The organism is Chryseobacterium sp. D764, from assembly GCF_019317325.1.
Taxonomy (GTDB): Bacteria; Bacteroidota; Bacteroidia; order Flavobacteriales; family Weeksellaceae; genus Chryseobacterium.
Genome location: NZ_CP079219.1, coordinates 4,742,766 through 4,767,134 on the forward strand (window position 1 = coordinate 4,742,766; position 24,369 = coordinate 4,767,134).

Here is a 24,369-nt window from a genome sequence, read left to right on the forward strand (position 1 = left end):
TTTTATAAGTGGAATTATCTTTTATAAAAGGAAAACTTTAATTCATTGTGATATAATTAAAAAAATATTTTTTTTATTGTTGATTTTCACTAGATTTGAGTAACTAATACTGTTTTTATATGAGAAATTTTTTACTTGTTGGTTTCTTAATGGCCGGCTTTTTATCCTCCGCACAGACTTACTGTACGCCTGCGTTTGCAAGCGGGTGTAGCGGAGGAGATGTGATAGATTCCTTTGCAATTCCAGGCGCTGGATTTGATCATCCTAATACAGGTTGTTCTACTGATGCGTATGGAGATTACACTTCTATGACGATCAACCTTAGTGCAGGTTTGAGTTATGACTTTAGTGTTAAACATGGGTACAGTGATCAGAATGTACGTGTTTGGATAGACTTTAATAACGATGGTACTTTTGATGATGCAGCTCCGGAACTTGTAGCTTCTGCGAGTAGTACTCAAGTAGGAGCGGACAATATTACCTCAGGGCTTATCGCAATTCCTTCTACCGTTACTCCTGGTACTTACAGAATGAGAGTGGGTGACAGGTTCTCCAGTGACCCTATTCCTTGTAATACAGACGGCTATGGAGAAGCTCATGATTATACGGTAGTAATTGGTGCAGTTCCAACTTGTTTTGCTCCTTCTGCTTTAACGGTATCTGCCGTTACAGCAAATTCAGCTCAGGTGGGATGGACCGCTCCGGCTTCTGCTCCAGGCAGCGGTTATGAATATTATTATTCAACTTCCAGTACATATCCTACTGCTGCTACAGTGGTTTCCGGAACAAGCAGTGGATTAAGTACTGGTCTTTCTTCACTGGCACCGGCTACAACTTATCATGTATGGGTACGTTCTGTATGCAGTACTTCAAATAAGAGTGCATGGTCTCAAATGGCAACATTTATGACATCCTGTGTTTCTGTAGGAGTACCATATGCGTTGGACTTCGAAAGCATAACCCCACCTGATCTTCCAAATTGTACCTCAGTAGTCAATGACGGTTCAGGAAATATGTGGGAGACCGGTGATCTGGATGCTCAAGGATTTACAGGAAATGTTCTTCAGTATTCTTATGACTATGCCAATAATGCTGATACCTGGTTTTTCACCAACGGTATTAACCTTACTGCAGGAGTTACCTACAGAATTAAATATAAATATGCAAATGCAGAAGGAACTGTATATGCTGAAAAATTGAAAATAGCTTACGGAACTTCAGCTACCGGTGCGGGAATGACCAATACATTAGCAGATCACTCAAATATTGTTACCAGTACAGCAACCAGTGCATTTGTGAATTTCACACCAACAGCCACAGGAGTTTATTATTTTGGGTTCCAGGCATATTCTGACGCTAATATGAACCAGTTGTATGTGGATGATATTAATATAGATGTAGCGCCAGCTTGTAGTGAGCCTAATGCATTAGTTATGTCTAATATTACTGCCGGAGGAGCTACGGTTTCCTGGACGGCAGCTACTCCTGTACCTGCAAGCGGATATGACATTTATTACAGCACAACCAATACAGCGCCTACAGCTACAAGTACACCTAATTTTACAGGAGTTACAACAACTACTTATAATATTCCAAGTTTGGCTCCTTCCACTGTTTATTATGTATGGGTAAGATCTGCATGTAGTGCTGCAAGCAAAAGTATATGGAGTGATTCTGCTACATTTACAACATTGTGCTCAAGTGCGAACCTTCCTTATGCTATAGACTTTGAAAGTGTTACTGTTCCTGAACTTCCAGGCTGTACAATGAATGTTAACGCAGGAGCTGGGAATAATTGGGAAACAGTAGATCCGCCTTCTGATAGCCAGGGATTTACTACCAATGTATTAAGTTATCATTATAACTCTTCCAATCCTGGCAATACGTGGTTCTTTACCCAAGGTTTGAACCTGACAGCGGGAACACAATATACAATTGGCTATAAGTACGGTAATAACTCATCTACCTATGTTGAAAAATTGAAAGTTGCTTATGGAACTTCACCTGACGCATCGGCTATGACAGGCTCTATAGCAGATTATCCTTCAATTAATGATGAAATGGCCCATACAGAATCTATAACGTTTACAGTTCCTGCAACAGGTGTGTATTACTTTGGATTTAATGCTTATTCAGATCCGGATCAGTATAATCTGTATATAGATGATATTAGTATTAACAATGCGAACCTGGCAACAGCTGAAGTTGCTCTGGCAAAAAATACTATTCAGGTTTATCCTAATCCATTTACAGATGTATTGAACATTTCTGATGTGAAAAACGTGAAAAATGTATCTGTAACGGATGCAACAGGAAGATTATTGAAAACTATTGCAAACCCTGAATCTGTGATTCATTTAAGAGATTTAATGCAAGGTGTTTATTTAATTACAATGGAAATGAAAGATGGATCTAAACAGACTATCAAGGCCATTAAAAAATAATTTATCATTTAAATAAAAAGAAAGGGATGGGTCATTGATGATCCGTCCTTTTTATTGTATTTACTTTGAAAATTAATAGATCAAAAGAAAGATGAGCGAAATATTTCACTCATCTTTTTATTTTGTCATATGACTCGATGTTATATAAATCATTATGAATTACCCATTACTTATTACTCATTATTTATTAGGTACCGGCTGAATCTCTCCCTTATTCATAAGGTCAAAAATAGTAGGGAAGAACATTGCTAATATAAAGTAGACGATGATCATCAGCACCACCAGTGCAAAAAGAATGATCACTAAACTATTCGGTTTGTTTTTCTTTTTTGGTTCCATGATTTTGTGGTATTTGGTGAATAAATTATGTTGATATCCAATATCAAGCTAATTTCTTGCCACATTTCTTACAATACCTCGCATCATCATCAATATCTTCGTTACCGCATCGTTCACAGATCAGTTCCAGGTTTTGTCTCTTGTTTCTCATTTCTGCCGTTACAATACCGGTAGGAACAGCAATAATAGAATAACCGGCCAGCATCAGAACAACCGCAAAAAACTTTCCTAAAGGCGTGATTGGGGATACATCACCATATCCTACAGTAGTTACAGTAACTACTGCCCAATAGATAGACTGCGGTATGGTTTCAAATCCCTGCCTTCCGCCTTCCACCATAAACATCAGTGATCCTACAATAACTGAGAATATAATCAGGAATAAAAGGAAAATGTAAATCTTTCTCGAGCTGTTTTTCAGAGCCCGTACAATAAGGTAGCCGTCATTCATAAAATCCAGCAAATTGAAAATCCTGAAAATTCTCAACATTCTAAGCATTCTGAAAATCAGAAAATATTTAGTGATGGGAAAGAAAAAGCTGAGGAAAAAAGGAACCAGTGCGAGAAAATCTATAACTCCGAAAAAACTGAAAATATAACTTCGCTTATTCTTTACCACTGCAATACGCATAGAATACTCAAGAGTGAAAAAAATAGAAATCACCCACTCCAGAATCAGGAAGGTATAATGAAACTTTTTATCAAGCTTAGGTACACTTTCCATCATAATGATGGCTGTACTTGCAAGAATTAAAGATAATAAGATGATATCGAACAGTTTTCCGAGTCTGGTATCGGAACGATAAATTATCCGGTAAAGGAATCTTTTCCAAAGATTGTCTTCAGGAACAAGATTATGTTCTCTTTCCATTTATATAGGTTATTTCACAGCGAAGTTAGTAATTTCTATAGAGTATAGGGTAAAGATATGATTGTTAAAAGAATCTTGCAAATGTTAAAAATATTTTCATCATTAAAAAGTGAATTATATACACTTAATTTAATGATTTTCAATATATTATATTAAACAAAATACGAATAAAATATGACATATAAAAATTTATTTTTTAACATAATATTAATCCAAGTTTGTAATTTTATTCAACAAAAGCTTTATATCATGAGAAAAAATTTAACCTTATTTATTCTGTTTTTCATAAGCAGTTTTATACATGCTCAGGTTGGGATTAATACTTCAACACCAAATGGTGCTTCAGTACTGGATATAGTCTCCAACCAGAAAGGGATTCTCATTCCTCGTCTTACAGATACTGACCGGGATACATACCTGGCTGATAATAATGCTTCTACAGTGCCCCCTGCAGGTGTTGTAAATGCTAACCTTACTGCAGGAACCCTTATTTTTAATACGACAACAAATAACTTCCAGTATTGGGATGGTACCCTCTGGAGACAGCTTTTTGTTCCTACATCTTCTCAGGCTGGTAACGATGGTGTCGTTAAAATAAATTCTGGAAACGCAAATGTAAAACCCTCATTCAGTTTAAGTGCAGCAGGGAGCGGGTATGGGCCAAGACAACAGGTGCTTTATGCCACACCGCTGGTCTTTGCGGCAAGTCCTACTACAAGCTGGCCGGAAACCACAGTTCCATTTCCGGGAGTTACCTCGAATATCTATATTTCAGCTACTGGTAAATGGAGGGAAAACGAAATTAACGGACAGGTCCATGTCTGGAGAGCTATCGCGACTATTACTCCCGGGTCCAACTCTTCAGGATCTGTAAAGGCTACTTTTAAAAATCCTGACTCCGGTTTTGAAATTAACTCTATCCAGTTGGTACCAAGTGGTTCCAGTGGAACAGGTAACATTCTTACATTTTATTTCTATACTATTGCCGATCCTGCGAGTCTTGATCCGGGAAGAGGCTATCAGCTTTTTATGGAGGCCGATTTAAGTTGTAGCGTGGTCATAGAATCCTTTACAAGAGTATCTCTCTTCAAAGATTAACAGTCTTATTTAATTTTTTTTATATCAAATTCAACCGGCCCATGAAAGCCGGTTTTTTATTGCAGCAGAAATATTCTTTGGAATTTTAGTAAAATTAATATCTTCGCTGTAACCGTAAAATATAAATTAATGAAGCTAAAAACTGTAATAGCAAAGATTGAAGAGGAAATAAGTATCAGACAGGCAGAAGATTTTGATAATGTAGGCTTGTTGTGTGGTGTTTATGATCGTGATGTATCTGGGATTCTGGTTTGTCATGATGCTCTGGAAAATGTTGTAGACGAGGCAGTTGAGAGAAACTGCAATCTGATAGTATGCTTTCACCCCATTATATTTTCCGGACTCAAATCTTTAACAGGGAAAAACTATGTAGAAAGAGCCGTTTTAAAGGCTATTGAAAATAAAGTGGCTATCTATGCCATTCATACGGCATTTGATAATGATTTCTTTGGGGTCAATTATGGAATTTGCAGACAGTTGGGATTAAAGAATATGAAAATCCTTCAGCCGAAAGAAAATAATTTAAAACAACTGACGGTTTTTGTTCCGAAAGAGTATTCCGAAAAAGTAAGAGAAGCTATGTTCTCAGCGGGAGCAGGAAATATCGGTTTCTATGATGAATGCAGCTTTACGGTGAATGGTAACGGAACATTCAGGCCGGTAGAAGGAGCAAACCCTTTTTCAGGACAGAAGGGTGTTCGTGAAAATGCAGATGAAGATATGATCTCTGTAATTTTTGAAGGCTTTAAACAAGGTCAGATTGTGAGCGCTATGAAAGCCGCACATCCTTACGAAGAAGTGGCTCATCAGATCTACAGTCTGGATAATAAAAACCAACATGCCGGACTGGGAATGTATGGTGACCTGGAAGAAGAAATGGATGAAAAAGATTTCCTGGGGTTTGTAAAAGAAAAGTTTGGTCTTGAAGTGATAAAACATTCCTCTTTCAACAATAAAAAAATCAAAAGGGTAGGGGTTCTGGGTGGTTCCGGAGCAAGTGGAATAAGATCTGCTGCTTCCAGAAAATGTGATGCTTATCTTACCGGAGATCTTAAATATCACGACTATTTTTTAGCAGAGTCTAAAATGCTGATTTGTGATATTGGGCATTATGAGTCAGAACAATTTGTTGCTCAACAATTATTTGAAATTTTATCACAAAAATTTAGTACATTTGCAATTTCAAAATCTATTGAAAAAACCAACCCAGTAAATTATTTCATTTAAATATGGCAAAAACCAACGATATTTCAGTTGAAGAAAAATTAAGAGCTTTATACGATTTACAGATCATTGATTCAAGATTGGATGAAATCCGAAATACTAGAGGAGAATTGCCAATTGAAGTTGAAGATCTTGAAATCGAGATTGAAGGTCTTGAAAAAAGAGCTGAAAAATTTCATGCTGACATCAAAGATCAGGACGATCAGATCAAAACAAAGCATGAAGTTATTAACCATGCTAAAACTTTAATTGAGAAGTACAAATCTCAGCAGGATAATGTAAGAAACAACAAAGAGTTTGAAGCATTAGGAAAGGAAATGGAATTCCAGGATCTGGAAATTCAGCTTGCTGAAAAAAGAATTAAAGAATTTGGAGTTAAAATTGCTCACAAAAACGAAACTTTAAGTGAACTGAATACTAAGATCGACGATTTGAAAAACCACTTGAAATTCAAGAAAGAAGAATTAGAAGGTCTTATCTCTGAAACTCAGAAAGAAGAAGAATATCTTTTAGAGCAATCTAAAGAATTTGCAGGTAAAATCGATGAGAGACTATTGGCTTCTTACAACAGAATCAGAACAAATTCTATCAACGGTCTTGCTGTAGTAGGATTAGAAAGAGGAGCTCCAAAAGGATCTTTCTTTACAATCCCTCCTCAAAAGCAAATGGAAATTGCTCAGAGAAAGAAAATTATTATTGATGAGCATTCAGGGAAAATCCTTGTTGATGACGAATTGGTAATGGAAGAAAACGAAAGAATGAAATCTGTAATTAAATTCTAATTATTGATTTTAAATCATACAAAAGCTGTTTCAGAAATGAAACAGCTTTTTTTATACATTCAACAGCTAATGCGTTTTTAAGATGGTGTAATTTTTACGGTGTCTTTGTCATTCTGCAGGAATCTAGACATGCAATGAGTCTCAATAAAGCTTAGATTCCACGCTTCACTCTGAATGACAACTCTAACTCTAATAAAAAGAATTCTAATGAGACAGTCAATAGGAACGGGCTTTAGCCCGTTTAATTAAAAAAATAGATCTTCCTATTGGCTTTAGCCAAAACATAAAAAAAACCGCTTCAAAATGAAGCGGTTGATATTATTTATTCCTGATGATCATACATCTTATTATATAAGGCTATAAACTTCTCTTTTACTGCTTTTCTTTTCAGCTTCAATGTCGGAGTAAGCAATCCGCTTTCAATGCTCCATACTTCAGGAGTAAGTTCAATCTTTTTGATTTTCTCCCAGTTTCCAAGATGTTCGTTGATTCCTTCGATTTCCTTTTCAATTCTTTGCTTCAGCTCAGCACTTTTTGCAATCTCTTCCGGGGTAGAACCAATATTCAGATTGTTTCTCATAGCCCAGCTTTTTGCAAATTCAAAATCAGGCTGTACCAAAGCACATGGCATTTTTTCACCATCACCTACCACCATGATCTGCTCTATAAATTTAGAAGCCTTTGCTAAATTTTCAATCGTCTGAGGGGCAATATATTTTCCGCCGGATGTCTTGAACATTTCTTTCTTACGGTCAGTGATCTGTAAAAATCCGTCACTATCAATATGTCCGATATCTCCGGTCTTGAAAAACCCGTCTTCTGTAAAAGCTTCTTTGGTCATTTCTTCGTTTTGGAAATATCCTTTGAAAACAGAAGGCCCTTTTACTGTAATTTCACCATCTTCCTGGATTTTTACTTTTAAATTATCCAATGGAATACCTACTGTTCCCACTCTCATTTTCTCAAAGCTGTTTACAGAAATTACAGGCGAAGTTTCCGTTAAACCATAACCTTCCAAAATTGGAATTCCCGCATTTTGAAACATTAAGTTAAGTCTTGTAGACAATGCCGCAGATCCTGAAACCAACGTCACAATTTCACCACCTAAACCTTCTCTCCATTTAGAAAATACCAGTTTGTCTGCGATGATTTCCTGAAGTCCGGATGGTTTTGAGATTACTTTCTTCTTGCTGATCAGGTTCAAAGCCCAGAAGAAAATTTTTGATTTCAATCCTCCGGCAGAAGACCCTGTATTGTAAATTTTATCATATACCTTTTCTACCAGTCTTGGAACGACAGTCATATAATGAGGCTTCACTTCTTTTACGTTTTCACCCATTTTCTCGATGCTTTCAGCAAAATAAAGAGAAAAACCGTTGTATTGATAGAGATAGAACAGCATTCTTTCAAAGATATGGCAGATGGGCAGGAAGCTTAATGCCCTTGTTTCCTTATAATCTAAGCTCTTTTTCTTTGGAATTCTTGGAATAGATCCCAATACGTTTGAAACAATATTGTTGTGGGTAAGCATTACTCCTTTAGGTCTCCCGGTAGTTCCGGAAGTATAAATAATAGTGGCAAGATCCTCTGTATTGATGGCATTGGAAAGGTCATCCACTTCAATTTGTGTAGATTCATCTTTACCCAGATCAAGGATTTCTCTCCAGTTGGCAGCGCCACTGATGTTGTCAAAAGTAAATATTCCCTGTAGACTTGGGATATTATGTTTTACTTTCATTACCTTAGTCAACAGTTCTTTATCAGAAACAAAACAGTATTGAATTTCGGCATTGTTGAAGATAAATTCGTAATCTTCAGGTGAAATACTTGGATAAACAGGTACAGAAACAACTCCGATCTGAGAAAGCCCAAAGTCCATAATAGCCCATTCTGTACGGGAATTGGTTGTAATCAAAGCGATTTTATCACCCGGTTTTATACCAAGCTTCAATAATCCTCTGGATATCTTATTTCCCTCATTAATAAACTCCTGAGTAGAAGTTTTTTTCCACTCACCCTGATATTTCGTTACAAACATATCCGTTTTAGGATATTTTTCTAAAGCGTAGTGTGGAATATCGAATAATCTCTTGATCGTCATGATTTTTTACGTAATTTATAAAGAAATTTAAATATAAGCATTTTTTTTAATTGAAAACATTTGAATGTAATAATTAGAAACTAGTTAAATGCTTACCATAATATATTGAATCAAAAAGGAGGCCGGAAGCCCTGAAAAGGGGATTTTATATTTTGAACTGATCATTTGTGAATGTTTACGGTTCTGAACGTATCCGGTATTGTTTTTATCTTTAATCATTTTGAATCCCAAAACACGCATTCACTGGCCTTAAACTCGCTCTAACTTCCATTTTCTGTGCCTTTTTCCTGCTTTCAATTTAATTTTTTCAGATTTGCTTAAAAAGTGTAAATTTACGGCTATCTAATTATTTTTTTTATGGACTTTAATTTATCGGAAGAACAGCTGATGATTCAGCAGGCAGCAAGAGATTTTGCACAAAATGAACTATTACCTGGAGTGATTGAAAGAGACCGTGACCAGAAATTTCCTGCAGAACAGGTGAAGAAAATGGGAGAAATGGGACTTTTAGGAATGATGGTAGATCCACAATACGGCGGTGCAGGTATGGACAGCGTTTCTTATGTGCTGGCAATGGAGGAGATTGCAAAAGTGGATGCTTCTGCAGCTGTTGTAATGTCTGTAAACAACTCATTAGTTTGTGCCGGTCTTGAAAAATTTGCTTCTGAAGAACAGAAAGTAAAATATCTTACTCCACTGGCTAGCGGACAGGTAATTGGAGCTTTTGCATTATCTGAGCCTGAAGCTGGTTCTGATGCAACTTCTCAGAAAACAACTGCTGAAGACAAAGGAGATTATTATCTTTTAAACGGGATCAAAAACTGGATCACCAATGGTGGAACAGCTTCTTATTATATTGTAATTGCACAGACAGATCCTGAGAAAAAACACAAAGGGATCAATGCTTTCATCGTAGAAAGAGGATGGGAAGGATTTGAAATCGGACCAAAAGAAGACAAATTAGGAATCAGAGGAAGTGATACACACTCTTTGATCTTTAACAATGTAAAAGTTCCAAAAGAAAACAGAATTGGTGTTGACGGATTCGGGTTCAACTTTGCTATGGCTGTGTTGAACGGAGGAAGAATCGGTATTGCTTCTCAGGCTTTAGGTATTGCTTCAGGAGCTTACGAGCTGGCATTGAAGTATGCTAAAACAAGAAAAGCTTTCAAAACTGAAATCATCAACCACCAGGCTATTGCATTCAAATTAGCTGATATGGCTACGCAGATAACAGCAGCAAGAATGTTATGTTTCAAAGCAGCATGTGAAAAAGATGCAGGAAAAGATATCTCTGAAAGTGGAGCTATGGCAAAATTATACTCTTCTCAGGTAGCAATGGATACTACTATTGAAGCAGTACAGATCCACGGTGGATACGGATACGTGAAAGAATACCACGTAGAAAGATTCATGAGAGATGCTAAAATCACTCAGATCTACGAAGGAACTTCTGAAATTCAGAAAATCGTGATCTCAAGAAGCATTGCAAAATAACATTTTATAAAACACACTACCTATGAAAAAATCTTTGTGGATCACCCTCGGTGTTGTACTGTTGTTACTAGGCGTATTTGTCTGGTATAAGTACTATTTTGTTTTCGGAGAAGGAGTAAAATCCGGATACCTGAACTATGCCATGAAAAAAGGCTATGTCTTCAAAACCTATGAAGGTAAACTGATTCAGGAAGGCTTTGGGAGAGGAAAAACAGGAACAATTACAAGCTACGAGTTTGAGTTTTCTGTAGATGATCCTGAGATTTTCAAACAATTGGAAACCAATAGCGGTAAAAGCTTTGATCTGCATTACAAAGAATACAACGGTGCTCTCCCATGGAGAGGAAATACAAAGTTTGTCGTAGACAAAGTAGTGAACATGAAATAAAAACAAATAAGGCTCTCAATTGAGGGCCTTATTTTACACCAAATCACAAAATATTAATATATGAAATAAAAATTTCCGGTTTTGTGGGGAATCCTGTATAATAACGAAGATTCACTATTTTTATTTACTTAAAGTTAAGAGGATTTTTCTTAATAAACAAGCTGTTTTTATTAATGTTATAAAATTAAGCATAAGAATTAACCTTACCCTCTAAACCTCATTAAAAAAATATTAAAAATCCACCATGAAGATGGATTTTAAATCTAGTGAGAGTCGTTATGAGGAATGTTTTTATTTTTCTTTTTATAAAAGTAATATCCAATACCGGCAATAAGGAATAAAGGCCACAACGGAAGAATAAACAGGAAAATAGAAGTAATCACCTCCCAGCCTGATTCAATGGCTGCCAATGATTTTCCACCGAAAGTTTGAGGCTCTTTTTCTGTTTGAGCCTTATCACTGATATTTATATTGATCGTACAGATCGTATTGTCTGCATAATTACGCCCTGAAACCTGAATATCCTTAGTGTCTATGTCTCCAACATTGCTGTTGATAGCATCCATTAAACCATCAAAATGCTGGATCGGAACTTTGATATCAAGACTGTATATTTTTTGATTTTCTCCATAAGGACTGGCAGATTCCACGTAAGAAAGATTTTCGCTTTTGATGTAGCCGTTATTTTTATGGGCTTCTTCTCTGATGATTTCCTTCACCGTTTCTGCATTCTCTGCTTTTATGACAAGATATCCTGATTTTACCATTTTATCTTTTGGCATATACAGTTCATAACTGTCATTTTTAGGCTTGTCTTTATAAATGATTTTGGTTTCTTTAATAACCTTTGGAGCCGGAGCTTTTACAGCAATTTTTTCAGACTTTTTCTCCGTTGAATCCTTTTTCTCTATTTTGGATTCCAGTTTTGTATTGGCAATTTTATCAGATAAAGAATCTACCATTTTGGAGGTCTTTTCTATTTTTTGATGAATATCGTTCCTGGTATCCTCAAAATCTTTTATTTTAATACTGGCAGAATCCATTACCTGGTCGGCTGCTTTACTGGCATTGTCAATGGTTTCTGCAGTTACTGTAGCTGCGCTGTCTGCTGAATGAATTGCTTCGTGAAGGCTCTCCTGAGTAGTTTCTCCTTTTTTACACATAATGAAAGTGCCTGATACAGCAACGAGTAATATGAACTTTTTCATAACATTAATTTTTTTGATGAAGTAAAATTAGGAGGGAAGTTCTTGTAAAGATTGTAAATAGAATGTATTGTGCTGGTAAAATTATAACTGTTATATTTTCAGGGGTTTGTGTTTGTTTTACAAAAGATTTACAAAGCGTTTCTGAGTTTTAATAGTATAAGAAGCTGAGATATGCTCTCTAAAGAAGTATTTAATAATACAACTTTATTACTTATGAATTAGATTCCTACGGAATGACAAAATGCATGGATAAATTTAGCGTTCTGTTTGTCATTCCGTAGGAATCCAGATATAATAATCTCACCTCCTTCATAAAAATGATTATATAGTAAGAAATAAAAAATCCGTAGAAAATTTCTACGGATCTATATTGTAAGCGATTTGTCTTTTAATTAATGTTCCTGAAATTCACTAATGAAATGTAATTTCACATTTGGGAATTTCTCCTGCGTCATATGAATTGTGAAAGAAGAATCTGCCAAGAATACTAATTGATTGTATTTATCTCTTGCCAGGAATCTCTGCTTTAATCTTGCAAATTCTTTGAACTCTTCAGATTTTTCATCTGCTTCTACCCAGCATGCTTTGTGCATGGATAGAGGTTCATAAGTACATTTTGCACCATATTCATGTTCCAGACGGTATTGGATAACCTCATACTGAAGAGCTCCCACTGTTCCGATGATCTTTCTGTTATTCATCTCAAGTGTAAATAGCTGTGCAACCCCTTCATCCATCAGCTGATCAATACCTTTTGCCAGTTGTTTGGCTTTTAATGGGTCATTGTTGTTGATATAACGGAAATGTTCAGGAGAGAAGCTTGGAATTCCTTTGAAGCTTAATTTTTCTCCACCGGTTAATGTATCTCCGATTCTGAAACTTCCGGTATCATGTAAACCCACGATATCACCAGGGAAACTTTCTTCCACTACTTCTTTTTTATCAGCAAAGAATGCGTTGGGAGAAGAAAACTTCATTTTTTTACCTTCTCTTACCAACAAATAATTTTCGTTTCTCTTGAATGTTCCTGAAACAATCTTTACGAAGGCAAGTCTGTCTCTGTGCTTAGGATCCATATTCGCATGGATTTTGAAAACAAATCCTGTGAAAGTGCTTTCTTCAGGCTTTACCAGACGGGTATCACTTTCTTTTGGCTGTGGCATTGGTGCAATATCAATGAAAGCATCCAGTAATTCACGAACCCCAAAGTTATTTAAAGCTGAACCGAAGAATACAGGCTGAAGATCACCTTTCATATAATCATCACGGTTAAACTCTGGGTAAACAGACTGAATAAGGTCAAGTTCTTCTCTTAAAGCTTTTGCTGCTTTTTCACCAATTACCTCATCTATAGAAGTATCATTGATGTCATCAAACTTGATAGAATCTCCAACTTTCTGTTTTTTCTCTTCCAGAAATAACTGAATGTTGTCTTCCCAGATATTATAAATTCCCTGGAAGTCACTTCCCATACCAATTGGTAAAGAAAGCGGGCAAACCGTTAATCCTAATTTTTGTTCTACTTCATCCAACAAATCGAAAGCATCTTTACCCTCACGGTCTAGTTTATTGATGAAAACCAACATAGGAATGTTTCTCATTCTGCAAACCTTAACGAGTTTCTCAGTCTGTTCCTCAACCCCTTTTGCAACGTCGATCACAACGATTACTGAGTCTACAGCAGTTAATGTTCTGTAAGTATCCTCTGCGAAGTCTTTGTGACCGGGAGTATCGAGAATGTTGATTTTGTGGTCTCTATATTCAAAAGCCAATACGGAAGTCGCTACAGAGATCCCTCTCTGTCTTTCAATTTCCATAAAGTCGGAGGTAGCTCCTTTTTTTATTTTGTTGGATTTTACCGCACCCGCTTCCTGAATAGCACCCCCGAAAAGAAGTAGCTTTTCCGTAAGAGTTGTTTTTCCGGCATCCGGGTGGGAAATGATCCCGAAGGTCTTTCTTTTTTGTATTTCTTTGATTAAGTCTGACATATCGTATTTTGAAGTTGCAAAAATCGTGATTTTTTGCGAGGTTTTCAAATTATATTACGACAATGTTGGTTAGGTTGGAGAGAAGAGATTGAGAGTTTGGGGCAGTAAGTAATTTTATCATATGAGCTGCAAATTTGTTTATTGCAGTCTCAATCCCCTGGAATGGAGATTCTGTATTCGTTTTGTGAGGTTCATGGATAAAGGAACGAAAATAAGAAAATCCTTTTTTAGTTGCCTGTAGCAGTCAAAAAAATTATCTTTGTTTTTAATAAACTTTTTACAGAGAAAGGATGGAAAATAGCAAATATCCGAAGTTTACGTTCACATGGTTTGGCGGTGTTGTTTTGGTGGTTGGATTATTCGTAGGAACAATGGCTGTTTCTTTATTCAGTACTTTTTGGAAAGTTGTTTTCAGGGAAAATATTGAGCTTAAAGACTGGTTTCTTATGGTTGCGAATTCTGTAGGATTCCTTACGGCTATTGCCTTTTTTGATTTTTTCATTGTAAGACGTACCACCCAAAAGAAGCTTAACTTCAATTTATCATCCGCTAATTTCTCTACCTATCTTCTTATTTTTCCAATGATGGCGGGAATGATGTTTATTTCAGAATTTATTGCCGCTCAGATTCCTACTACAGGACCTTTTTTTGGTGATTTTTATGAATATTTTACTCAGTTGATGAGCCAGCTTACTGATAATCCTGTTGTAATGATTATCATGACGGTGATTATGGCTCCCATTTTTGAGGAAATTATATTCAGAGGAATTATCCAGAAAGGATTGGTTAATAAAGGAGTAGAACCATGGAAAGCAATTTTGTATGCTTCCATTATTTTTGGAGTGGTTCACGGAAATCCATGGCAGTTTATCAGCGCAGTGATGCTGGGCTGTGTGCTGGGATTGGTATACCATAAAACAAAATCTTTACTGATGCCCATACTGTTGCATGCGTTTAATAATTTAACCCTTTCGCTGTTGGTACTTTATGGTAAAGATGAAAGTTTTTCAAAAGTTCTTCATGTTTCAGAATGGCTTGTACTGGCCGTAGGAATTGTACTTTTCTCTTTATTCTATTATCTTTTTATGAAAAAGTATAAAGTACATTATGCTGAAATGTAATTAACCAAGCTAAAAAAGTAAAATTGAAAATGAATATAGAAATGGAATTATTAGTAGCCACACACAACGAACATAAAAAAGAAGAAATTCAACAGATCCTGGGAAGTGACTGCGTTGTGAAAAGTCTTACCGATTATAATATTAACGAAGAAATTGTGGAAGATGGAGATTCCTTTCATGCCAATGCCCTGATCAAGGCAAAATACTGCTTTGAAAAAACAGGTGTTCCAAGTTTAGGAGATGACAGCGGTCTGGTAGTGGAATCTTTGGATGGAAGACCGGGAATTTTCTCTGCCCGCTATGCCGGAGATCACGATTTTGCGAAAAATATTGAAAAGGTGCTGGAAGAAATGCAGGGAATAGAAAACAGAAAAGCTTATTTTGTTACCGTTCTGTGCTACTATGATGAAAAAGGAGCTCAGTATTTTGAAGGTAGAGTACATGGAAATTTACTGACAGAAAATAAAGGTTTTAAAGGCTTCGGATATGATCCTATTTTTGTTCCGGCGGGTCATGACAGAACCTTTGCAGAGATGAATCCGGAAGATAAAAACAAAATCAGCCACCGCAAGCAGGCCTTAGATTTATTTATGGATTTTTTAAAAGTGACTGATTAAGTTTAAATATCAGGGTGAACGACCCATTTAGATTTTCTGTCGTACATTTGTTATAATAAATTATTGGTTTGAGTACTTATTTAACAATATTAGGTTTCAATTCAGCGATTCCGACCATCAATACATCACCCACAGCCCAGCTGCTGGAAATGGAAGAAAGACTCTTCCTTATTGATTGTGGAGAAGGAACACAGGTACAGCTGAGAAAAGCAAAAGCAAGATTTTCAAAAATCAATCATATTTTTATCTCTCATCTTCATGGAGATCACTGTTTTGGGCTTCCGGGACTTATTGCCTCTTTCCGTCTTTTAGGAAGAGATACTCCGCTGCATGTCTATGGCCCGAAAGGGATTAAGAAGATGCTGGAAACTATTTTTCAGATTACGGAAACCCACCGCGGTTTTGAGGTAGTTTATCATGAACTGGATAAAGATTATTCTGAAAAAATATATGAAGACAACAGAGTAGAAGTATATACCATTCCATTGGATCACAGAATTTACTGTAATGGTTACCTTTTTAAGGAAAAGCCAAAAGACAGGCATCTTAATATGAAGGAAATTGCGAAATACAACGAGATTGAAACCTGTGATTATCATAATATAAAAGCAGGGAAAGATTTTGTACTGAGCGATGGATATGTGCTAAAAAACGAAATTCTGACTCTTGAGCCTGTTCCGCCGGTATCTTATGCATTTTGCAGTGATACCCGTTACCTTGAAAGTGTTATTCCGATTATTAAAAATGCAACGGTTCTCTACCATGAATCTACATTTTTACATGATTTGAAGGAAATGGCTGATTATACAGGGCATACTACGGCATTAGAAGCGGCAACGATTGCTCAGAAAGCGCAGGTTGAAAAATTGATCTTAGGACATTTTTCCAACAGATATGGTGATCTGACTGTATTTACCGATGAAGCAAGAAATATTTTCCCCAATACATTTTTACCAAAAGCATTGGAAAGTGTAAAGATTTAAAATGAATATGCTGAAATTTGAAGAACTCAGAGATTTTCTCAACGAAAAGGCAGATCAGTATAATACTCCCGATTTTATTGAAAATGATCCCATACAGATTCCTCATCGTTTTTCTTTAAAACAGGACATTGAAATTGCAGGATTTCTGGCAGCTACAATTTCCTGGGGGAACAGAAAGTCAATCATTAATTCTGCGGACAAGATGCTTGATATTATGGGAAATTCTCCCTATGATTTTGTGATGAATTATTCAGAAAAAGATCTGGAAGATATTCAGGATAAAAGCATTCACAGAACTTTCAATGGGCAGGATTTTTCCTATTTTATCAAACAGTTCAACAGGATTTATAAAGAAAATGAAAGCCTGGAAAATCTGTTTGAGGTAAAAGAACCGGAGAATAATTTTCTCCACGCCATAGAACGATTCAGGAGTGGATTTCTTGAAACAGAAAAACACAGAAGCCATAAACATATCAGCTCGCCTTACAAAAACTCTTCTGCCAAAAGGATTATTATGTTTTTAAGGTGGATGGTACGTAAAGATAAAAGAGGGGTAGATTTTGGAATCTGGGAAAATATAGATCAGAAATATCTTTCCATTCCTTTGGATGTGCATACCGGAAATATCTCCAGAAAACTGGGATTGGTTTCCAGAACACAAAATGACTGGAAAACAGTAGAAGAACTGGATGCTGCCATCAGGAAATTTGATGAAACAGATCCTGCAAAATATGATTTTGCCTTGTTTGGATTAGGCGTTACTAAAGAACTGTTGTAAAAATATAAAGGATGAAAAAATATAACGAAAAAACAGAAGTTCTTGAAAAAATAGCAGACAGTATTACATCATGGATAGGGTCTATTCAGTCTCTGATTGTACATACTCTATTGTTTCTTACTTCGTTTGTGCTTCCGATGCTGCATATCGTAGATTTTGATAAGATGCTTCTGATTCTTACTACAGTGCTTTCTCTGGAAGCTATTTATCTGGCTATTTTTATCCAGATGTCGGTTAATAAAAGTCACGAGAAAATTGAAGATATCCAAGTGGATATTGAAGAGATCAGTGAAGATATTGAAGACATTCAGGAGGATATCGAAGAAATCAGTGAGGATATTGAAGAGATCAGCGAAGACATTGAAGAGATTAATGAGGATATAGAAGATATTCAGGAAGATATTGAAGAGATTAATGAAGAAGAGGAAGAAGAAGATCACAATGAAAGAGCAAAAAATGTAATATTGAGGAGTAATGTCAACTCTAATAAGAATGAAATAAAAGCTTTAAAAGATATTATCTCTCAGTTGAAAAATGAAATTGAGCAATTGAAAAAAGAAGAATAGCTGCAACTGAATCATAGCAATGAAATATCAACAGATCAATACAATTGATCTGTTTTTTTGTGAATTTTTGTTATAAAATGATTTGCGAAAAACGTAATAATAAGAAAAAAATATTATGAATCTAGGTGTTTACTTGAAAAATAGTAACATTAAAGGCTGATTTGTTATTGATATTTTTGCTACATTTGAACAAATGAAAACAAAATGTTAATCTATAGACTAAAAAACTATTTTTTCCTTTTTTCTTTTTTATTGATTTCAGTTTCTGCATTTTCTCAATCGAGACCAGTCAGAAAATCAGAAAAGATAAAGCCTTCTGCTGCCAGTCTTAGGGCTGGAGCATTCATTGATGTGAATGTACCTCCTTACACCCCTTCAAACTATACACCCGAGCAATTGGTGAAGAATATTTTGATCAATGGTGGTACCAATTGTACAACAGCCAATGTGACCAATGTTACAGTATCTCCTAATCATGATGTGACTAATAACAACAGATTTTGGGGATATTTTCATAAAGGTACAACAAGTTTTCCTTTCACTGATGGTATTGTTCTGACTACAGGATATGCTTCGGAAGCAGGTAATAACTATGTGGCAGCTGTGGGACAATCAGTAGGAACAGGAAGTGATGCTGATCTTGTGGCAGCTACCGGAGCTAATGTTAGCTTAACGGATGCTGTAGCACTTGAATTTGATTTTGTACCCAATTCCAATCAGGTAAAATTTAATTATATATTCGTTTCTGATGAATATACTTCCAACTATCCTTGTACGGGATATTCTGATGCTTTTGCGCTATTATTAAAGAAAGTTGGAGATCCTACCTATACTAATCTTGCCATATTACCGGGAGGTGCAGGACCTGTAAGTGCAACCAATATTGTTCCTGCAGGAAATGGATTCAGTTGTGGTCCTATCAATGCAACTTATTTTGGAGCTTTGGCGAATCCGCATCTGGTTATTAATTATTTTGGGAGAACAACTCCTTTAACAGCCGTGGCAGATGTAATTCCTGGACAGACCTATCACTTTAAAATGGTATTGGCAGATGCAAAGGATCCTTCTCATGACTCTGCTGTTTTCTTGGAAGGTGGATCTTTTGATGTCGGAATTAAAATTGTAGATGAAGCCGGAGCAGTTTTGCCAGGCAGCATTAATATGTGTGACAATACACCAAAGCAATTGAAAGCTCAGGTAGCAGCCATTCCGGGAATGACGTATCAGTGGTATAAAGATGGAGTTGCCATTCCGGGAGCAACCAGCGCCATTTATATTGCTACCCAACCAGGAGTATATACTGTAAAAGTAATGGTTCCGGGCAATCAGTGTCCTAGTGAAGCAACTATTACCATTGTTGGAGGAACGAGCCCTACGGTACAGAATGCTGAACTTAAGCTTTGTACAACACCTTCGCTCAGTACCTTTAATTTAGAAACAGCAAAACCTCTCATCAGTACAACGCAGGGAGCGGTATTCCGTTTTTATGCCAATCAGGCTGATGCACAGGCTCAAAATAATAGTTACATTACCAATCTGACAACCTACAGCGGAACAGATGGACAGATATTATATGTACTGGTTTCCAATGGAGCTTTCTGTAGTAAAATTGCAACCTTAACCTTAAGAAAAGAAGAAACCCCAACAGCATTAATTACAGCTCCTAGATTAAAAATCTGTGCGGGTGAATCTGTATTATTAACAGCTACCGGTGGAGTGACCTACCAGTGGAGCGATTCTGCAGCTACTACTGGCGGAATAAGAACTGTAAGCCCTACCCAGACAACAACGTATACCGTATATGCTATAGGAGCACAGGGATGTAAATCTCTTCAGCCGGCACGTATTACAATAGAAGTAGTACCAGCTATTGTTTCAAACTTAAAAGGAGGACATATCTGCCAGGGAGATAAAATAATCCTGGATGCAGGTTCAGGACCTGGATACAGCTATCAGTGGAGTAATGGTGAAACAGGTCAGAGTATTACTGTATCTACTCCGGGAGAATATTCAGTAATGATAAGCAATGGGGTATGTTCAAAAGAATTTAAAACACAAGTTATTAAAGCAGTGATTCCTGAAGTAATAAAAGTGGATTATAATGATAATGGAACAATGATTGTTACAGCAAGTAATCCAAGTAATGGTATTCTGGAATATTCAGTGGATAACGGAGTTACATGGCAGGCTTCAAATGTATTTAACAATGTCCCTAAAAATAAAGTCATTTCAATCAGGGTGAGAGTTAAATTTACAAGCTGCGTAGGTTTCCTTGAATTCTTTACATTCGTTATGAAAAATGTAATTACTCCAAATGGGGATAATATTAATGATATTATAGATTTCAGCGGAGTGGTCAACTATAAAGATTTCAGCGGACAGGTTTTTGACCGATACGGAAGAGAAGTCTTCAAAGCAGCGAAGATCAATCCATATTGGGATGGATATTTCCAGGGGAAAAAGCTTCCTACCTCCACATACTGGTATCAGATAACCTTTGAAGATCCTGCGAGTAAAGAAGTTACGGTGAAAACAGGATGGATATTACTTAAAAATATAGAATAATTAAAATTATAATCGAAAGACTGACTATTTTGTCAGTCTTTTTTTATTATATTAAAATAAATAGAGTTGATATCTTAACATAAATAAATTTGCGTTAGTAATAATGTAAATTGTGTTAACATGAATTTCAATCAAAAAAAATAGTATTTTTGTTTAAAATAATATAAAATGTTAAATAGGAGGAGAGGAAATTTATTTTTAGCGTTATTTTTAGTTTTCATAGGCAACTTTATTTTGGCTCAAAATAGAGGAAGGGTAGAAATTGCGAGAAAGCCCAGTGCTGCTTCCTTGAGAGCAGGTGCTTTTATAGATGTGAATGCACCAAGTTATCCGGAATCAGGCTATCCTATAACCCAGCTAATAAATGATGTTCTTATATCAGGAGGTACTACCTGTACCAGTTCAAGTGTAAGCAACGTAACCGTGTCTCCAAATTTACCCGCTACCAATCAGAATAGAAGCTGGGGGTATTTTAATAAATCAAATACCAATTTTCCGTTCAGTAAAGGAATTATACTTTCTACCGGATATGCCAATAAAGCAGGGAATACTCTTCAGGGAACTTTAAGTGATGACCTTGGAACCGGAGGAGATGTAGATCTGGCGAACGCTTTGGGAATCGGTAATAACAACCTAACCAATGCTACCTCTATAGAATTTGACTTTGTGGCAGCTTCTACTGAAATTACTTTCAGATATTTATTTGCTTCGAAAGAATATCAACAAAACTTTCCATGTACCATTACAGATGGTTTCGCCCTATTATTAAAGAAAGCATCTGATCCTAATTATACCAACCTTGCAGTGCTTCCGGGAGGAGCAGGAGCTGTAAGTGTTACCAATATTCACCCGCAGTATCAAAACTGCGGACCTAAAAATGAAGCCTATTACGGAGGAACAAATACCGCTCAGATTGAAACCAATTTTAACGGACGTACCATTCCTCTTACAGCAAAGGCAACCGTAATTCCGGGGGAAACGTATCATTTTAAAATCGTTCTTGCCGACTATCAGGATCCCAATTTTGATTCTGCAGTATTTTTGGAAGCAGGATCTTTTGATATTGGAGTGAAAATTCTGGACCCGGCCGGAGTACAGCTGCCTGGATCTGTAAATATGTGTGACAATACACCACAAACGTTTACGGCTTCTGTTCAGGGACCCAATATAACCTATCAGTGGTATTTGGGAACAAACCCAATTGCCGGAGCTACCAATGCAAGTTATACGGCAACCCAACCAGGAGTATATACTGTTAAGGTTTTTATTCAGGGGAATACCTGCCCGGGAGAAGCTACTATTACAGTGGTAGGCGGAACATCCCCTACAGTACAGAATGCTACATTAACGGCCTGTTATGCTGCCGGAAATGCTACATTTAATTTAACATCAGCACAGGCTTCAATAAGTACGACTCCGGGAGCTGTGTTTTCTTATTATACCACATTAGCGGACGCTAATGCAGGGAATACAAATACAATTCCTAACCCAGCGGCTCATCAGAGTGCAGGCGGAACGGTGTATGTAAGAGTAGCAAACGGTTTCTGTGCAAAAGTAGCACAACTCCAATTGGTGAAAGCACCACAAATGATACCTACTATTGCTCCACCGGCAGTACTTACCTGTGCTAGCTCTCAAACTACACTGGATGCATCAGCTTCCGTTTATCCGGCAGGCGCTACATTCAACTGGACAACTACAGGAGGAAATATTGTTTCAGGGGGAACTACCCTAAATCCTGTTATCAATGCTGCAGGAACTTATACTTTAACGATAACAAAAATATATCAGCCAGGTAATATTAGCTGTACAGCAGTGGGCAATGTGACTGTAACGGGAAACAGTGCTCCACCGGTTACGGGACTTACCGCAAGCAAAATAAAAATCTGTAAAGGTCAATCAGCAACACTTACCGCTTCAGGTGGTGCTACCTATAACTGGGGTAACGGTCTTACCGGAAACGGAAGTACACAGATTGTTTCTCCTACGGTTACAACTACTTATACTGTAACAGCAGTAGGTGCTAATGGTTGTGTCTCTCAAAACCCAGCCACTATAACAATTGAAGTATCAGAACCTTTTACCGCACAAAATGCAATACTACATAAATGTTATCAGACAGGATTAACTTATAATCTTACCGAAGCACAGCCTCAGATCACAACTACTGCAGGAGTTACTTTTACTTATTACGTAAACCAGGCTGATGCCAATGCTGCTAACGGAAACTTTATTGTAACACCTACAACATATACACCACCGGGAGGAAGCCAGACTATTTATGTATTGGCAAGCAACGGAGGTTGTAGCTATGTAGTATCTCTGCAATTATTAAGCACAGCGCAGACTACCCTTACAATTGCAACGCCACAAACAATTACCTGCACAACTCCTCAGATTACCATTAATGCTTCGGCATCTGTAGTACCTGCAGGATCTACTATTGCCTGGACAACAACCGGAGGAACCATTGTGTCCGGAGGGAATACACTTACCCCTGTTGTAAGTGCTGGTGGAACGTATACTCTAACGGTTACTAACGTGTCACAACCAGGAAACCTGAGCTGTACCTATACTTCAACAGTAACAGTACAGGAAGATAAAGTAAAACCGGTTGCTGCTCTTGTTTCGTCAGTACCTCGTATTTGTATAGGTGAATCTGTAACATTAACAGCTTCGGGAGGGGTAACCTATAACTGGGGCAATGGTCTTACCGGAAACGGAAGTACTCAGGTGGTTTCACCTACAACAACAACGGTATATACTGTTTTTGCTGTTGGAGCTAACGGATGTATTTCTGCAACACCAGCAACAGTAACTGTTCAGGTAGGCCCACCTATAGCGGGACTTACAGCATCAAAATTAAAAATTTGTGAAGGCGAATCTGTAACATTAACAGCTACGGGAGGTATTACTTATAACTGGATAGGACTTACCGGAAACGGAAATACTCAGGTCGTTACTCCTACCGTAACAACAGAATATTCAGTATTTGCATTGGGAGGAAACGGATGTAGCTCTGTGAATCCGGCTAAAGTTACTATTGAAGTAGTCCCTGCAATTGTTTCTACATTGAAGGATGTATTTGTTTGCGCCGGAGATAAAGGAACTCTTGATGCAGGTCCGGGACCAAATTATACTTATTTATGGAATACAGGAGCAACCACTCAAACGATAACAACTAATATTGCCGGCGCTTATTCTGTGATCATCAGTAATGGAGTTTGTTCCAAAACGTTCTCTGCTCAGTTGATTAATCCTGACCTGCCACAGTTTACCAATGTAGTATATGATAATCATATTCTTACCCTTACGGCAAGCAATCCCACAGGAGGTACTTTAGAATACTCAATAGATGGTGGGCTGACGTGGCAGCCGTCGAATATATTTACCGGTATCCTGAATAATACAATGTATTCTCTTATGGTAAGAGTAAAAGGTGCTAAATGCGGTACTTCACTGGACTATTTTACATTCGTTATCAGCAATGCCATTACCCCTAATATGGATGGTGTAAATGATACCATAGATTTCACAGGAATCAGTGGATATAAAGATTTTGGAGCTTCAATCTTTGACAGATATGGAGCCGAGGTATTCAAAGCCACGAAAGGAGATGTTATTTGGACAGGATCTTTAAAAGGAATCAACCTGTCTACAGGGACATATTGGTATAGAGTACAGTGGGAAAACCCGGCCAGTAAGAAAATGGAGCAACGCTCAGGCTGGATTCTCTTGAAAAACAGAAACTAGAATTTAATAAAATAAAAAATAGACAATAAAATCTTTCAGGAATGAA

General features: G+C 36.9%; 18 protein-coding genes. 13 read left to right on the plus strand and 5 right to left on the minus strand.

Going from position 1 to position 24,369, the window contains the following annotated elements; translation table 11 throughout:
* Positions 1-119: 119 nt before the first annotated feature.
* Complete coding sequence (locus tag KYG33_RS21585; protein WP_077415328.1) at positions 120-2,444, plus strand: GEVED domain-containing protein; 2,325 nt, start codon at positions 120-122, stop codon at positions 2,442-2,444.
* Between the two features lie 180 nt (positions 2,445-2,624).
* Here KYG33_RS21585 and KYG33_RS21590 read toward each other — a convergent pair whose 3' ends face one another.
* Positions 2,625-2,783 carry a hypothetical protein gene (locus KYG33_RS21590; protein WP_175627214.1) on the minus strand — a complete coding sequence of 53 codons (159 nt, stop codon included), beginning with the start codon at positions 2,781-2,783 and terminating at the stop codon, positions 2,625-2,627.
* A 43-nt stretch (positions 2,784-2,826) separates the two neighbouring features.
* Positions 2,827-3,654 (minus strand): ion transporter, encoded by an 828-nt coding sequence (locus KYG33_RS21595; RefSeq protein WP_077415326.1) that lies wholly within the window; start codon positions 3,652-3,654, stop codon positions 2,827-2,829.
* 249 nt (positions 3,655-3,903) lie between these two features.
* Here KYG33_RS21595 and KYG33_RS21600 point away from each other — a divergent pair, with 249 nt between their 5' ends.
* The 3 genes from KYG33_RS21600 to KYG33_RS21610 all read left to right on the plus strand — a co-directional run bounded on the left by KYG33_RS21600 (position 3,904) and on the right by KYG33_RS21610 (position 6,758).
* Positions 3,904-4,752, plus strand: coding sequence for a hypothetical protein (locus tag KYG33_RS21600; protein ID WP_257468862.1), 849 nt, complete (start codon positions 3,904-3,906; stop codon positions 4,750-4,752).
* Positions 4,753-4,881: 129 nt separating this feature from the next.
* On the plus strand, positions 4,882-5,979 hold the full coding sequence (locus tag KYG33_RS21605; protein WP_077415322.1) for a Nif3-like dinuclear metal center hexameric protein: 1,098 nt from the start codon (positions 4,882-4,884) through the stop codon (positions 5,977-5,979).
* A 2-nt stretch (positions 5,980-5,981) separates the two neighbouring features.
* Complete coding sequence (locus KYG33_RS21610) at positions 5,982-6,758, plus strand: zinc ribbon domain-containing protein (protein ID WP_077415320.1); 777 nt, start codon at positions 5,982-5,984, stop codon at positions 6,756-6,758.
* Positions 6,759-7,080: 322 nt separating this feature from the next.
* Here KYG33_RS21610 and KYG33_RS21615 read toward each other — a convergent pair whose 3' ends face one another.
* Positions 7,081-8,859 carry an AMP-dependent synthetase/ligase gene (locus KYG33_RS21615; RefSeq protein WP_077415318.1) on the minus strand — a complete coding sequence of 593 codons (1,779 nt, stop codon included), beginning with the start codon at positions 8,857-8,859 and terminating at the stop codon, positions 7,081-7,083.
* 357 nt (positions 8,860-9,216) lie between these two features.
* On the opposite strand from KYG33_RS21615, the gene KYG33_RS21620 reads away from it, so the two are divergent.
* Together KYG33_RS21620 and KYG33_RS21625 are read left to right on the plus strand one after the other, a co-directional pair.
* Entirely contained in the window at positions 9,217-10,356 is a 1,140-nt protein-coding gene (locus KYG33_RS21620; protein WP_077415316.1) for an acyl-CoA dehydrogenase, read from the plus strand.
* Between the two features lie 22 nt (positions 10,357-10,378).
* Entirely contained in the window at positions 10,379-10,744 is a 366-nt protein-coding gene (locus KYG33_RS21625) for a hypothetical protein (RefSeq protein WP_077415314.1), read from the plus strand.
* A 263-nt stretch (positions 10,745-11,007) separates the two neighbouring features.
* Here KYG33_RS21625 and KYG33_RS21630 read toward each other — a convergent pair whose 3' ends face one another.
* A complete protein-coding gene (locus KYG33_RS21630; RefSeq protein ID WP_219072398.1) occupies positions 11,008-11,952 on the minus strand; it encodes a hypothetical protein in 945 nt (314 codons plus the stop codon).
* A gap of 392 nt (positions 11,953-12,344) precedes the next feature.
* The gene (locus KYG33_RS21635; protein WP_219072399.1) at positions 12,345-13,940 is read right to left on the minus strand and encodes a peptide chain release factor 3; all 1,596 of its coding nucleotides are present in this window, start codon (positions 13,938-13,940) and stop codon (positions 12,345-12,347) included.
* Between the two features lie 290 nt (positions 13,941-14,230).
* Between KYG33_RS21635 and KYG33_RS21640 the strand changes: the two genes are divergently transcribed.
* The 7 genes from KYG33_RS21640 to KYG33_RS21670 all read left to right on the plus strand — a co-directional run bounded on the left by KYG33_RS21640 (position 14,231) and on the right by KYG33_RS21670 (position 24,323).
* On the plus strand, positions 14,231-15,061 hold the full coding sequence (locus KYG33_RS21640) for a CPBP family intramembrane glutamic endopeptidase (protein ID WP_219072400.1): 831 nt from the start codon (positions 14,231-14,233) through the stop codon (positions 15,059-15,061).
* Between the two features lie 29 nt (positions 15,062-15,090).
* Positions 15,091-15,678 carry an RdgB/HAM1 family non-canonical purine NTP pyrophosphatase gene (gene rdgB / locus KYG33_RS21645; RefSeq protein WP_411267033.1) on the plus strand — a complete coding sequence of 196 codons (588 nt, stop codon included), beginning with the start codon at positions 15,091-15,093 and terminating at the stop codon, positions 15,676-15,678.
* Positions 15,679-15,746: 68 nt separating this feature from the next.
* On the plus strand, positions 15,747-16,661 hold the full coding sequence (locus tag KYG33_RS21650) for a ribonuclease Z (protein ID WP_077415302.1): 915 nt from the start codon (positions 15,747-15,749) through the stop codon (positions 16,659-16,661).
* Positions 16,662-16,668: 7 nt separating this feature from the next.
* On the plus strand, positions 16,669-17,439 hold the full coding sequence (locus tag KYG33_RS21655; protein WP_410500282.1) for a DUF2400 domain-containing protein: 771 nt from the start codon (positions 16,669-16,671) through the stop codon (positions 17,437-17,439).
* Between the two features lie 11 nt (positions 17,440-17,450).
* Positions 17,451-18,005 carry a DUF1003 domain-containing protein gene (locus tag KYG33_RS21660; protein ID WP_077415300.1) on the plus strand — a complete coding sequence of 185 codons (555 nt, stop codon included), beginning with the start codon at positions 17,451-17,453 and terminating at the stop codon, positions 18,003-18,005.
* Between the two features lie 204 nt (positions 18,006-18,209).
* Entirely contained in the window at positions 18,210-20,570 is a 2,361-nt protein-coding gene (locus tag KYG33_RS21665) for a choice-of-anchor L domain-containing protein (protein WP_180565478.1), read from the plus strand.
* Between the two features lie 168 nt (positions 20,571-20,738).
* Entirely contained in the window at positions 20,739-24,323 is a 3,585-nt protein-coding gene (locus KYG33_RS21670; RefSeq protein WP_219072401.1) for a choice-of-anchor L domain-containing protein, read from the plus strand.
* Positions 24,324-24,369: the final 46 nt, after the last annotated feature.

Coding starts and splice junctions, on each gene's coding strand:
- KYG33_RS21585 (WP_077415328.1), top strand. CDS start 120: ATGAGAAATTTTTTACTTGTTGGTTTCTTAATGGCCGGCTTTTTATCC.
- KYG33_RS21590 (WP_175627214.1), bottom strand. CDS start 2,783: ATGGAACCAAAAAAGAAAAACAAACCGAATAGTTTAGTGATCATTCTT.
- KYG33_RS21595 (WP_077415326.1), bottom strand. CDS start 3,654: ATGGAAAGAGAACATAATCTTGTTCCTGAAGACAATCTTTGGAAAAGA.
- KYG33_RS21600 (WP_257468862.1), top strand. CDS start 3,904: ATGAGAAAAAATTTAACCTTATTTATTCTGTTTTTCATAAGCAGTTTT.
- KYG33_RS21605 (WP_077415322.1), top strand. CDS start 4,882: ATGAAGCTAAAAACTGTAATAGCAAAGATTGAAGAGGAAATAAGTATC.
- KYG33_RS21610 (WP_077415320.1), top strand. CDS start 5,982: ATGGCAAAAACCAACGATATTTCAGTTGAAGAAAAATTAAGAGCTTTA.
- KYG33_RS21615 (WP_077415318.1), bottom strand. CDS start 8,859: ATGACGATCAAGAGATTATTCGATATTCCACACTACGCTTTAGAAAAA.
- KYG33_RS21620 (WP_077415316.1), top strand. CDS start 9,217: ATGGACTTTAATTTATCGGAAGAACAGCTGATGATTCAGCAGGCAGCA.
- KYG33_RS21625 (WP_077415314.1), top strand. CDS start 10,379: ATGAAAAAATCTTTGTGGATCACCCTCGGTGTTGTACTGTTGTTACTA.
- KYG33_RS21630 (WP_219072398.1), bottom strand. CDS start 11,952: ATGAAAAAGTTCATATTACTCGTTGCTGTATCAGGCACTTTCATTATG.
- KYG33_RS21635 (WP_219072399.1), bottom strand. CDS start 13,940: ATGTCAGACTTAATCAAAGAAATACAAAAAAGAAAGACCTTCGGGATC.
- KYG33_RS21640 (WP_219072400.1), top strand. CDS start 14,231: ATGGAAAATAGCAAATATCCGAAGTTTACGTTCACATGGTTTGGCGGT.
- rdgB (WP_411267033.1), top strand. CDS start 15,091: ATGAATATAGAAATGGAATTATTAGTAGCCACACACAACGAACATAAA.
- KYG33_RS21655 (WP_410500282.1), top strand. CDS start 16,669: ATGCTGAAATTTGAAGAACTCAGAGATTTTCTCAACGAAAAGGCAGAT.
- KYG33_RS21660 (WP_077415300.1), top strand. CDS start 17,451: ATGAAAAAATATAACGAAAAAACAGAAGTTCTTGAAAAAATAGCAGAC.
- KYG33_RS21665 (WP_180565478.1), top strand. CDS start 18,210: ATGTTAATCTATAGACTAAAAAACTATTTTTTCCTTTTTTCTTTTTTA.
- KYG33_RS21670 (WP_219072401.1), top strand. CDS start 20,739: ATGTTAAATAGGAGGAGAGGAAATTTATTTTTAGCGTTATTTTTAGTT.